Genomic DNA, 12,745 nt, shown 5'->3' with positions numbered 1-12,745 from the left:
AATTATAAAGAGAAATGAGTGAAAGAGCACCTGCCTTTAAACTCATTGACAGCTGAGAAAATAAAAAATGAAAAGGACTTTGATAAAATAAGTAAAATATCTACCAATATATATAAGTTGTATATCTGCTTTTATGACTCACTTGATTGAATGAAAACTGAATGAATCAAAGTTTTTTGTATTTAATTGCATCTAAGTTGATGAAAAATAGCCAATAAAATATAAAACATAACCTATATTCAACATTTAGTAAAAAAGCCTCTATATTTCATATACATATTAGAAGCATGACAAGTGGTACTTTATCACCACTACAACAACTCAGATAAAATAATTTAAAATCAGCAAGTTAAAAAGCCCTGTTTAATCCAGACAGTTAAGCAGGGCCCATTTTTTTAGATCATAAATATGTCAAAAATAGATGATTCTCCGATATTTATCCTTCACATAAGTTTTCATATACAACATAAAACCTGAAAATACGTTCAAGTGTGAAACATGAATAGATGTTATTTATATATCTCTTTTCATGAAAAGACAGGGTAGAGCTATGATGAGATGTATCTGTGCATTTGGTATGGGTGTCATGGTGGGATGTTGCTTTAAATCTTGCAAAGAAAAAATGTGCCGGATGATGAGCAAGGATCAGGGTACCAAAGACCAAGCGCCAAAACATGAAGAGAGTGTGCAAATTTAGAGGCTATAGCTTGCCTGTGCGATCGCAGTACAGGTGAGTGATTCAATAGTTTCAAGGTAAATAAATCGTGGAGCTGTAAGCCATTATCTTTAAAGCAACTAAGCTCGATCCATGGTCGAGCTGTTCACAGTCAGGAGAAACACATGTTCCAATTTATATGTTGTTTATTTGGTCTTCATGGTGCGACTGAAATTGATTACACAGTCGATGATTTCGAAGTCAAAAAGTGTCGTGATTGCTTGAAAGATTTAAATTAACTCTCTAGACCTTCGCTGTATAGATGGATGTTGAACCCCCGTTTGATTTTAGATCAACGGGGTTTTCATTTTTTAAGTTAAGCATACAAATACTTAGCCTACCTAAATTCATGCTTTAAGTGTTATTGCAATATGCGATATTTAGGTTATACTTTTTAATATAGCAAAATGCGATAAATAATTATGCATGTGATCACTCACGCTCGGATTCTAGAAGCAATGCAAAAGTGGCCACACGCTGAAACTGCATTGGATGGTTGGTATCGAATTATCAAGGCCAATGATCTTAAGGATTTTGCCGACATGAAGAGATTATTTCCCGCAGTAGATAAAGTCGGGAAATTTCATGTTTTTGATATTGGTGGCAACAAGATCAGGTTGATTGCAGTTGTGATGTATCAGGCAAAACGTGTCTATATTCGCCATGTCTTATCCCATCAGGAATATGACAAAGGTCATTGGAAGGAGGCTTAATATGAATGCAATGATTAAACAGGCCGTTGATCACTGGCGTTATGTTGCACCATTGCTTAGCAAGCCAGAAACTGAAGAAGACTTTAATACGCTCACTGAAGCTTTAGATGAACTTCTGGATATTGTAGGTGATGATGAGTCGCATCCCTTAATGGGGCTGATTCTTCAACTGGGTGACTTAGTCTCAGCTTATGAACATGAGCATTTGCCGATGCCAGAAGGCGATGGACGTACTGCGCTGGCTTTCCTGATGGAACAGCATGGTCTCAGCCAATCAGATCTATCTGACATAGCTACCCAGTCGGTCATTTCAGAAATCCTGAACGGTAAACGTCAGCTCAATATCCGTCATATTAAAGCTTTGTCTGAACGTTTTAATGTTTCTGCAGATACTTTCTTTTAAGTAATAAGAAATTAAATTATAAATTGATCTATGAGCTGTGTTTTCTGGAAGCAGATTGCACAGCCAGGCAGATTTAGATTAAACAAGAAGTCTATATAAGCTCTGATTAGAAGAATATATGTTTATTAAAATGTATGGAAAACATAAATATTATTGATGTTTAACCTTATATGTCCTAATAATTTTCTAAGCATCTAGAGGAAAGGGAATATATATGACAACTCATGCAGACCAGCAAACAGAGCAAGAAGATAATCCGCAAAAAGAATCTAATGATGATAAAGGCAATCAAGCAACCTATAAGGGTGTAAAACCTGAGAAAAAGCCTAATGCCGAGCCAGAGCATCCACTGAGGGAGCAAAAGTAAGATATTAATATCAGAAAGCCCTAATTAAATTTAGGGCTTTTTAGATTTTGATTTAAGTTTCGGAAAATTTCTGCTTTACCTTACTGGGAAGATGAAATTAACGATCAATCTTTAACAGTCCATCCCAACTAAAATAATTCTGACTTAGGTGCTGTTGAGACATGGTCCAAGTCCGGTTAGGAATTTTAGCTGCTCCAATCGCCAGCTTTTGATCGCCAAATCTTTCCTTTACTTTTTCTAAGGCTTCCTGAAGCTTCTCATTTTTCTCGATCTGAGCATGATCAGAGAGCAAGTCATAGACATAGGCCGATTTAGGTTCAAGCGCCGTTAAAATAACCCCACATTTTTTAAACTCTACACCTTCTGAAAACAGCTCATGCATATGTTGCATCAATGCCCGGTTCATTACAACAGCGGAATCAGTGGGTTCAGGAAAAGCGATATTGACAGATTTATTATAAAAGGATCTGTTCTTGTCAAAAGGATTGGATTGAGCGAAAGCAATGATGCAGCCACATAAGGATTGATCCTCTCTTAAACGTTTGATGGCATTTTGCAGGTAATCACTCATAGCTTCAATTAAAGCTTCAAGATCTGTTACTCGGCAACCAAATGAGCGTGAAGAAATAATCTGCTTCTTGGGCTGGCACGCCTGTTCCAGTTCAATACAGGAAATTCCCTGTAATTCTATCACAGTTCTTTGCATAACAATTGAAAATAATTTTCCGATTCGATGACAATTGGTCTGAGCTAAATCAAGAACAGTATGTATACCTAAGTTCTTTAACTTTTTACTCTGCTGGCGCCCAACCCCCCAGACTTCAGCAACATCAATCAAGCTCCATAAGTAATCTCTATGTTGTGGATGCATAGAAGAAAGATCGCAAACCCCATTAAAGCGTTTGGCTTTCTTGGCCATATAGTTGGCTAATTTAGCTTCGGTTTTGGAACGGCCAATGCCTACACAAACGGGTAGGCCAATCCATTGCAAAATACGCCGTCGCATATCCTGACCATATTCTGTTAAATCATGATTTTTTGCATAAGCTGTAATTTTCAGAAAGCATTCATCTATGGAATAAACCTCCTGTTCACCAGGTGCTACATATTCAGACAGAATGGAATGAAAGCGTTTGGACATTTCTGCATAGAGGGCATAGTTGCTGGATAGCACCTGAACTTGATGCTGCTCGACGATATCGCGGATCTGGAAGAGCGGAACAGCCATTTTAATGCCGAGATCTTTTGCTTCCTGCGAACGTGAGACTACACAACCATCGTTATTTGACAGCACAATCACAGGTACATGATTCAGTTTCGGATTGAATAGGCGCTCGCAACTGACATAGCAGTTATTGACATCAATCAGCGCATAGATTTCCTGCTGATATTTCATCTGAATTTTTTAATGACGTTGGTGACCACACCCCAGATTTCAAATTGCTGACCTTCTACAGGATGAATATCGGGATAGTCGTCATTCTCAGCTTTTAGCCAGCAACCCTTTACATCGATAATCAGCCGTTTGACAGTAAATTCGTTATCTACACAGGCAATCACAATATCTCGATGTTGCGCTTCAATGCTACGATCTACAATCAGAGCATCATTGATATCAATACCTGCATTCAGCATCGACAGCGAATTGGCACGAACAATAAAAGTAGCATTAGCGTTATTGATCAGAAATTCATTCAGGTCGAGTTTTTTATCAATATAGTCTTGTGCGGGTGAGGGAAAACCAGCCTGAACGCGTTCAGTAACTAAAGGAATTTCCATTTGGGTAACAGGATCAAACTGGCGAATATCACTGATTTCATTTTCTTTTTTAAGTGATTTTAAGTATGCTTTGATATCCAGGACTTTGGATTCAGGTACACGAATTACTTTGGTTTCTTCGACCTTTTTTCTGCCTGCACCAATTCTAAAGCCCCCATGCGAATTTGTCATAAACCTGCTACTTCTTGATTGTTGTTACATTAATCAAGATTGTAATGATTGCTTTATTTTTATACAAATAAATTAAATGCTTTAAAATCAGATACTAATAATTAAATTGCTTTTATATTTCAGTTTTCCGACAAACGGGAATCTCGTAGCTTTACAATAAATTCATCCCGCATTTCGAAGAAAAACTCACTTGCTTCCTCATGATTGCAGTACAGCCAGTCCTGTCTTGACTCTTTCGGTATCACAATAATCGAGCGTTTTTCATCATTCGGATTATGAAACTGTTTCATAAAAGGATGCTGATTTGCATTAATCGTGAGCATTGAAAAAGATCGAACTTTTTCACCTTCAATGATTGCATCATCATAAATGGCTGCAACAGTAACAGGGTCACCGTCTTCGCGAGAAATAGCATACCAATGAGATTTGCCATCAATGTATTTGGGTTCATAGAACGTATCTACAGGCACCAAGGCAAACTGATTATTTTTCCAGGCATGCCGAAAACTTGCTTTTGAGGCGACTGTTTCAGTTCGGGCATTATAAGTATGCCGGCCAAATTTTAATTCTTTGGCCCAGGAAGGGATAAGTCCGAAACGTGCGATATCCAGTTCAAACTCGTCAGCACCGCGCATAATGATGGGAGCAGGAGCTAAAGGATATACATGTGTTTTCATATCCAGTTCAAGCTGTTCTTCATGAATATCTAATAAAGAGAGACGGCTTTTTGAGGGGAATTCATAGTTTGAACACATGGGCGAACGCTCTCATGATGATCTATCATGAGAATTAAAATATAAGAGAGATAAGTGCAAAACAATTTGAATATCGTAAGTTGGATTTTGACCAGCAAGCAGGATTTTTATTTTATAAGTATATATTTAGAGCCTAAAAATATTTAACTCAATAATATTTTAAGTAAATTTAATATTATGAAAAGATTAAACTTTACATCTCGGTGAAGATGCGTCAGTGACAACTAAGGTACCAGCAGTAAGATTTAAATATAGATCACAAACTAAAACTTTATGGGTATTTGACGTACCCGATATTAATGACAGGTTCACATTCATTAAATATTTATTCGATTTCTTTGCGAGTTTTTAAAGTCCATAGAAATAAGAGCTTTTTTGTTGCCTGATAAACTTTATACGGCGACCAGAACACAAAAATAATTAAATAGTGTAATTCCTGTCTAACAAATAACCAAATTTAACCCAAAGTCAACCAGCACCCACCATTCAGTAATGCTTCTTATACTATTGCTGCACTATATAAGTGCTACTTTAAAGGTGCTCCATGAATAATGATGAACTAGCTAAAAACTATAACGACGTGTTAAAGAAGCCTACCCGCTTAACTTCCCCAGGTTAAGCGGGTTATTTTTTGTCTGGAAAAAAGTATGCTCCGATTACTATTCTGCTCATTCTGCCTACATGGTGCGACTGAGATTAGCGACGGCAAGAAAGAATGCCGGGATTGTTTAAAAAAAGTTTAATTTAGAATGACAAATTTTCTTTATTATCAATGAGTTAAGTATTCTGTACTATTTGATTTTTCAATAATAATAGGCTAATAATTGGTTTGAATTTTGACTTAACGGGCTGGTTATGAGCACACATACAATGTATTCACACAACTGATTACTTAATATCAGTTATCAATTCTAATGTTATTAATTTTAATAACCCATATTTTGAATTCAAAGAGGCTCGAAAGGAGATGAGCGCTAAAACTCTTGTTGAGGTGGAGCGCTACTATCAATACTCAGCTATCGACCTAACTATCACCCAAGTCAATGGATGGGTTGAGTTTAAAGCAAAGTTAAAATCATAGCCGAACGTATTACGGCAAACTAAACCTCTTATATTCTAAATGTTGAGGGGTTTTTCTTTTCTTATTGGTGAGCCCCATGATAGACAAAGTACAAGCTAAATAAGGCTCAGATTTTGTAACGTTAAGCTGTCTAAATGTCAGAACCTCAGTCATTTTAATTCTTAGAACCATCAAATGATTACGATTGATAAGCTCATGATTGAACTAAAAGAATAAATTAAGAATTTAGGTAATGTATTAAGTTAAAATCTAACTTTTCTCAAATTAGTTAAAGAGCTTTGAAGAATCTATAGATGATTAGCTTATAGATTAACTAGACTCAACCGAGACCCATTCAATGCAACTAAGCGCAACTTATATTTATTTTAAGTTATCAGAAATGAAAGAGTATCTAGTTTGATGCAATCTCTAGCTATTCATTACAGATTCAGTTTTTTCTACTTTTTTTATTATGCGATTGTGGGCGCATTCATGCCTTTCTGGAGTCTGTATCTAAAGGATCAAGGCTTTAATTATCAGGAAATTGGGATTTTATCTTCGATTGCGATTGTCACCCGATTTTTTGCGCCATTTATTTGGGGATGGATTGCAGACAAATCCGGGAAACGCATGTTGCTGGTGCGTATAGCTACTTGGATGGAAGCCTGTATCTGGTTCATGATATTTATCATTCCAAATAGTTTTCAGTCAGTCGCTTTGCTCATGCTGATTTTCAGTTTCTTTCAAAATGCAATTTTGGCTCAGTTTGAAGGTGTGACTTTATTCTGGTTGGGTGAGAAAAGGGCAGAGCTCTATGGCAAAGTCCGTAAGTGGGGATCTATTGGATTTATTATTGGCGTATTTGGTTTAGGTGCTATTTTTGAGATTCTCAGCATTAGTATGCTACCAGTCTTATTGCTCTGTATCTCATTCCTGGCTTTTCTCTGGTCTTTCACGATTAAAGAACCAACAGCAGCACCGACAGCACAGAAAAAACTCGAAGCTTTATGGCCGATCTTCAAGCGTCCGGTGGTATACAGTTTTTTCCTGATTGAACTGATCATGCTGTTTTCACATGCGCCATTTTATAGTTTTTATAGTAACTATCTCAGCCAGAATGGATTCAGTACCAGTCAGATCGGATTACTCTGGTCGGTTGGGGTTATTGCTGAAATCATTATGTTTGCCTACGCTACATTTTTTCTAACACGCTGGTCATGGCGTCATCTGGTGATGCTATGCCTGTTAATGACCGGTTTAAGATGGCTGACTGTAGGCCTATTTCCATCGTTATTTCTGGCACAGTTTTTTGCCCAGACCATTCATGCCCTGAGTTTTGGCTTATTTCATATGATTGCCATGCGGGTTAATTTCCAGAACTTCTCGGCTGGACAGCAAGGCCGTGGACAGGCACTGTATAGCACCATGTGGGGCTTAGGCGTGGCGAGTGGGAGTATTCTTGCCGGTCGTTATTGGGATCAGGTCGGTGGAACATCAATCTTTATTGCTGCTGCGCTGTCGACCTTGCTGGGCCTGTTGCTGGTATTTGGCTTACCCAACAAGGTCGAATTACAAAAGCAGATTTAAAATACCATCGAACAATTAAACGCGGATTTTGGAATATTGATTAAACCAGGGCTGAGCCTGTTCTAATTGAGCGGCCAGTTGCAACAGTAAATCTTCACGGGCAAATGGTGCAATAAATTGTGAACCCAAAGGTAAGTTATCTTCATTCCAGTAAAGCGGTACGGACATTGCTGGAAGGCCGGTAATATTGGCTAACTGAGTGAATGGCACCCATTTTAGGTTTTCTTTCACAATCTGGTCGACCAGCTTACCTTGTGCCAATAAATGTGCCTTATTCATTTTTAATAGAGCTTTAAGAATCGGCTTCTGCCAGTTTGGTGTTTTGACTTCGCCATTTTTGGGTGCAACAGTGGCTGTGGCTGGTGTCAGGTAGAGATCATAATCATCAAAGAAATGATTCATCTGGGTTACATATTGTCCCCAATTAGTCAGATTCTGGATATATTCAATCGCCGTTGTTTTGGCACCAAAAGCAGCCAGAGCCAGAGAATCCAGTTCAAAATCGCCTGATCTGGATGGATAGCCTTTCTGGATTTCGTCCAGCATATAAGAAAACTGGCTAAACCACGTCGTAATAAAATCTTTAGCCAGTTGCATGCCATCAATCTGCGGTTGATCCTCAACGACTTCATGACCTAAAGATTCCAGTAAACGGGCAGTTTGTTCTACCGCTTTAATAGCATCTTGAGAAACAGGCGTATCGATGCTGGAACGGGTATTAAATGCGATTTTTAATTTTTTTGGTGGTTGCTGAATCACTTCCAGATAATGTGTATGCGGACGTTGAATGGTAAACAGTGAACTGCGATCTTCACCATGGGTGGCATCCAGCATTGCTGCACTATCCCGAACAGTCTTGGTAAGTACATGTTGAATGGCAGCACCATGCATTGCTTCACTCATTTGCGGTCCCCACGGCGTACGTCCACGGCTTGGTTTTAAACCAAACAGACCACAGTAGGAAGCCGGAATACGAATTGAGCCACCACCATCACCTGCACCAGCAATTGGCACAATGCCGGCTGCCACAGCAGAAGCAGAACCGCCTGACGAGCCACCACTGTTATGTCTTAAATTCCATGGGTTTTTACAGCTCCCCCAGGCATCAGGCTCGGTAATGCCTTTAATTCCAAATTCAGGCGTATTGGTACGGCCAAAGGTCACAATACCTGCCTGTTCCCAACGATTAACAATTTCAGCATTAGTCTCGGCGATATAACCGATGCGCTTTAAACCCTGACATCCATAAGACGTCGGATAACCTGCATATTCCTGAAACAGGTCTTTGACCAGAAATGGAACTCCAGCAAAGGGGCCAGACAGATCTTGCTGGGTACGCTGCAAGGCATGCTCATGCATGGGAATAATAATGGCATTGATTTCAGGATTAATATTTGCACTGCGTTCTAAGGCAACTGATAAAAGTTCACTTGAATGCACCTGTTTATTTTTAACCAGTTCAGCCAGTCCTAATCCATCGTATTGTAAGTATTCTTCAAATTTCATCTGCATTCCCTAGCGTTGATATTGTTATAAGGTTGTAGAGGGTTTCAGTTCAGGATGCAAGCACCACCTGATTACGTCCCAAGTGTTTGGCTTGATATAAGGCCTGATCCGCGGTATTGATCAGTTGCTGTAAATCCTGAGAAAGCGGGGCATGTTGATGCGTAATCCCGAGACTCACAGTAATCGATAACGGTGATCCATCAGGTTGATACATTGGCGTTTTAGCTACCAGTTCACGAATACGCTCGGCAATAAACTGGGCCTTAGATGGTTTGGTATCCCAAAGCAAAATCACAAATTCCTCACCACCAATACGCGCAAACAGATCCTGAGAACGTAAATTAGAACGGATGATTTCAGCAAAGTGTTGCAGTACTTTATCGCCCACATGATGGCCAAAATGATCGTTTAAACGTTTGAAATGATCAATATCCAGCATAATCAGGGAAAACTGCACACTCTTGGAATGTTGTAGTAAATATTCACCTTTCTGAAAGAAAAAATGCCGGTTCATGGTACGCGTCAGACTGTCATGATTGGCCAAATACAATACCCGTTTAAACAGATCATTGCGGTTCTGACTGATGATACACAGGATCAGCGGTGATAATGCCAGCATAAATAGTCCGATCCTTAATGAGATATAAATGGTCGAGTCTGCCAACGTATCATGTGTAGTGGCATAGAACTGGGTCAGGCTGTAATACATCAAAATGATTACAAAGGCATTAATAATTGCAATTGTGAAGATGCGATAGGTCAGTGCTGCCCAGATTAAAGCTGCCAACGGATAAAGCAGGGCACCTGGACCGACAAAAATATTACTCAGGATAATACACAGGATTACCGTACCTGCTGGCAGCAGATAGCTAAAAGAGTTCTGCTTCTTTCTGCGGTTTTTAAATAAATACTTGAGATCTTTGGTTCTAGGAAAGGCTAGAAAAAGCGGCAGGACAATAATGTAATTTACCATTTCACCTGTCCACCACAGCCCAAAATCTATCCATAAATTTTCCTTGGTCATAAAGGAATGAGGAAGATTGGGTAAGGTAGCCACGGCAAAAGCTGCACTGGCCAAGCATCCTGCGAATGCGCAGATGCCAAACATATGCACGAAAGTGAAACCAGTATTGTAGTACTTATAATTGATCTGGAAATATCGGATAAAAAATAGCGATACAATCGTACTAATCAGGTTAGCAAGTGTTAGAAACAGGCTTTGTAATAGATTATTGCTTGTTGCTAGATCAGCAAACATAAATGCACAGAAAGCACCTAGCCACCCGCCCATATTGTTTAAATGCGGGAAGCGTAAGAACATGGCCAGCAAGGCAGCGTTAGCAGGCCAGAGTATGGCTAAGTAATCCTGTGTTCTGGTCATAATGCCAATCAAACAAGTCACTAAAATAATGAAAAGAATGACCAAGTAGGCATATGTTTCAGGATTCAAGTTCTGGTCTGTGATTCGAGGTATTCGCAAATCTAAGTCCTGTATCTAATTTTTATATGTGAAATATCACTTTGTTTGGGAAATGCTTTTTACCCAAAAGTACAACTTTATTCTTGGAATAATCTGTTTTTACTTACGTTATCAATATACGTTTGTATACGAAATATATACAAAAAAATTAAAAAAGGAAATCCATGTTTTTAAACTATAATGATAAAAATTTGTTTTATTTCGGTATTTAAACTGATGCAGAGCAGAATATGATCCCGAAAAATATGATAAGTTAAAATTAATTATTAGGATTGAAACGAAGCCTGTGAATATGAAAAAAACCTGTCTTAGCCTTGTCTTGCTCATGAACTCATCTTGGCTAATGGCAACAGAAAACAATAATCAAGCTGCAAGTAGTATTACGAAACCTATCGAAGTTCCGAATACCTTTACTATTAATACCCGTCCTGAAATTGTTGGGCTATGGGGAATGGAAATTCCAGATAGTAAGAAATGTGTTGAATACTATAATTTTAAAGGCAATAACAACGTCGTGATTAAAAGCGGTTCAGAATGGACCACAGGGCTGTATGACTATCAGCCTTCACAAGATCCGGCTGCACAGATTCCAGCGCTGATTATGCAGGTGAAATACGACAATAATGAAAAAGACTGTTCCGGCAATCAGGTGGATCAGTCAGGCGAGATTTCGCAGTATTTTGTGAAGTGGCAGAACTCAAATACCATTAATTTCTGTGCCAATGAAAAAGCAGAGCAATGTTTTGCTGTACTTCGACGCATTTTGCCTTGATTGAAGGCTAGATATAAAAACCGCTGAATTCAGCGGTTTTTTTATTAGATCAAGTCTCGGATCAAGCTTTTTCTTTGTCTTCAGCACCTTCAAGCTGCTTCAACAAATGTTTTTCCAGATAGTGAATATCCATTGCCTGTTCACAGAAATTTTCATCCTGAAGAATCAGATCTTTGTGTAATGGGATATTGGTCTTCACACCTGTCAGAATCATTTCATCCAAGGCCTGCTTCATGCGTGCTATTGCAGTTTTACGGTCTTTACCATGGGCAATTAGCTTGGCAATCATAGAATCATAATATGGCGGGATGCTGTAACCTGGATAGATATGAGAGTCTAAACGGATACCTGCACCACCTGGCGCATAGAAGGTCTCGATTTTGCCTGGAGATGGCATAAAGTTCGATGGATCTTCTGCGTTGATACGACATTCGATCGCATGACCTTGTACGCGTACATCTTCTTGCTGGATATCCAGACCTAAGCCAGCCGCAATACGTAACTGCTGCTCAATGATGTCGATACCGGTGACCATTTCAGTCACAGGATGTTCTACCTGAACACGGGTATTCATTTCAATAAAGAAGAATTCACCTTCTTCAAACAGAAACTCGAATGTACCGGCACCACGATATTGCATCAATTTACAAGCATTGACACAGGCTTCAAGAATGTCAGCACGAGCCTGTTCTGGCAGGTTAGGCGCTGGCGCTTCTTCAAGCACTTTCTGGTGACGACGCTGTAAAGAACAGTCACGGTCATATAAATGGATCGCATGACCATTACCGTCGCCTAGAACCTGTACTTCGACGTGACGCGGTTTTTGCAGGAAACGTTCCATATAAACCGTGTCATCGCCAAACCACATTTCTGCATCACGCTGTGCGGCTTGTACTGATTCAAGCAGGGTATCTACACGTTCTACAATACGCATACCACGACCACCACCACCGGAAGCCGCTTTCACGATGAGCGGGAAACCAATTTCTTTGGCTTCAGCAAGCGCATTGTGAATCGTCACGGCATGATCGCAGCCAGGTACAGTGGGTACACCCGCTTTTTTCATGGCAATAATCGCAGAAACCTTATTCCCCATTAGGCGAATATGTTCCGGACGTGGACCAATGAAGATAAAACCAGAACTTTCTACGATTTCAGCAAATTCAGCATTTTCAGATAAAAAGCCATAACCAGGGTGGATGGCATCTGCACTGGTGATTTCAGCGGCTGTAATCAGGGCTGGAATATTCAGGTAACTGTCGCTGCTCGCGCCAGGACCAATACACACGGCTTCGTCACAGAAGCGTAAGTGCATCAGGTCTTTGTCAGCGTCTGAATAGACACCGACTGTTTTAATTCCTAAAGTTTTGCAAGCTCGGGCGATGCGCAGGGCAATCTCACCTCGGTTTGCAATTAAAACTTTTTGCAACATTATGA

At 39.5% G+C, this 12,745-nt stretch carries 12 protein-coding genes; 6 read left to right on the top strand and 6 right to left on the bottom strand.

The window, feature by feature from the left end; genetic code table 11:
- Positions 1 to 550: 550 nt before the first annotated feature.
- From FTV18_RS04495 to FTV18_RS04480, 4 genes are all read left to right on the top strand, one after another.
- A complete protein-coding gene (locus tag FTV18_RS04495; RefSeq protein WP_179992345.1) occupies positions 551 to 697 on the top strand; it encodes a hypothetical protein in 147 nt (48 codons plus the stop codon).
- Positions 698 to 1,137: 440 nt separating this feature from the next.
- Positions 1,138 to 1,428, top strand: coding sequence for a type II toxin-antitoxin system HigB family toxin (locus tag FTV18_RS04490; RefSeq protein ID WP_180017974.1), 291 nt, complete (start codon positions 1,138 to 1,140; stop codon positions 1,426 to 1,428).
- 1 nt (position 1,429) lies between these two features.
- Complete coding sequence (locus tag FTV18_RS04485; RefSeq protein WP_004785978.1) at positions 1,430 to 1,831, top strand: type II toxin-antitoxin system HigA family antitoxin; 402 nt, start codon at positions 1,430 to 1,432, stop codon at positions 1,829 to 1,831.
- 214 nt (positions 1,832 to 2,045) lie between these two features.
- On the top strand, positions 2,046 to 2,198 hold the full coding sequence (locus FTV18_RS04480) for a hypothetical protein (RefSeq protein ID WP_175967534.1): 153 nt from the start codon (positions 2,046 to 2,048) through the stop codon (positions 2,196 to 2,198).
- A gap of 97 nt (positions 2,199 to 2,295) precedes the next feature.
- Here the strand turns inward: FTV18_RS04480 and FTV18_RS04475 are convergent, their stop codons facing one another.
- From FTV18_RS04475 to FTV18_RS04465, 3 genes are all read right to left on the bottom strand, one after another.
- Complete coding sequence (locus FTV18_RS04475; protein WP_180017976.1) at positions 2,296 to 3,594, bottom strand: Y-family DNA polymerase; 1,299 nt, start codon at positions 3,592 to 3,594, stop codon at positions 2,296 to 2,298.
- Positions 3,591 to 4,148, bottom strand: a complete 558-nt coding sequence (locus FTV18_RS04470; RefSeq protein ID WP_180017978.1) for a LexA family transcriptional regulator — start codon at positions 4,146 to 4,148, stop codon at positions 3,591 to 3,593. The genes FTV18_RS04475 and FTV18_RS04470 overlap by 4 nt, the downstream gene beginning before the upstream one ends.
- A gap of 119 nt (positions 4,149 to 4,267) precedes the next feature.
- On the bottom strand, positions 4,268 to 4,903 hold the full coding sequence (locus FTV18_RS04465) for an SOS response-associated peptidase (protein ID WP_180017981.1): 636 nt from the start codon (positions 4,901 to 4,903) through the stop codon (positions 4,268 to 4,270).
- Between the two features lie 1,480 nt (positions 4,904 to 6,383).
- On the opposite strand from FTV18_RS04465, the gene FTV18_RS04460 reads away from it, so the two are divergent.
- Positions 6,384 to 7,550 carry an MFS transporter gene (locus tag FTV18_RS04460; RefSeq protein WP_180018070.1) on the top strand — a complete coding sequence of 389 codons (1,167 nt, stop codon included), beginning with the start codon at positions 6,384 to 6,386 and terminating at the stop codon, positions 7,548 to 7,550.
- 15 nt (positions 7,551 to 7,565) lie between these two features.
- Here FTV18_RS04460 and FTV18_RS04455 read toward each other — a convergent pair whose 3' ends face one another.
- Complete coding sequence (locus FTV18_RS04455) at positions 7,566 to 9,056, bottom strand: amidase (RefSeq protein ID WP_180017983.1); 1,491 nt, start codon at positions 9,054 to 9,056, stop codon at positions 7,566 to 7,568.
- A gap of 49 nt (positions 9,057 to 9,105) precedes the next feature.
- Positions 9,106 to 10,536 carry a diguanylate cyclase gene (locus FTV18_RS04450; RefSeq protein WP_180017985.1) on the bottom strand — a complete coding sequence of 477 codons (1,431 nt, stop codon included), beginning with the start codon at positions 10,534 to 10,536 and terminating at the stop codon, positions 9,106 to 9,108.
- 325 nt (positions 10,537 to 10,861) lie between these two features.
- Between FTV18_RS04450 and FTV18_RS04445 the strand changes: the two genes are divergently transcribed.
- Entirely contained in the window at positions 10,862 to 11,308 is a 447-nt protein-coding gene (locus tag FTV18_RS04445; RefSeq protein ID WP_180018071.1) for a hypothetical protein, read from the top strand.
- Positions 11,309 to 11,369: 61 nt separating this feature from the next.
- Here the strand turns inward: FTV18_RS04445 and accC are convergent, their stop codons facing one another.
- Positions 11,370 to 12,740, bottom strand: coding sequence for an acetyl-CoA carboxylase biotin carboxylase subunit (gene accC, locus FTV18_RS04440; RefSeq protein ID WP_175967543.1), 1,371 nt, complete (start codon positions 12,738 to 12,740; stop codon positions 11,370 to 11,372).
- Positions 12,741 to 12,745 lie beyond the last annotated feature (5 nt).

The organism is Acinetobacter sp. YH12241 (assembly GCF_013417535.1).
Lineage (GTDB): Bacteria > Pseudomonadota > Gammaproteobacteria > Pseudomonadales > Moraxellaceae > Acinetobacter.
This window is presented reverse-complemented; position numbering and strand designations above follow the sequence as displayed.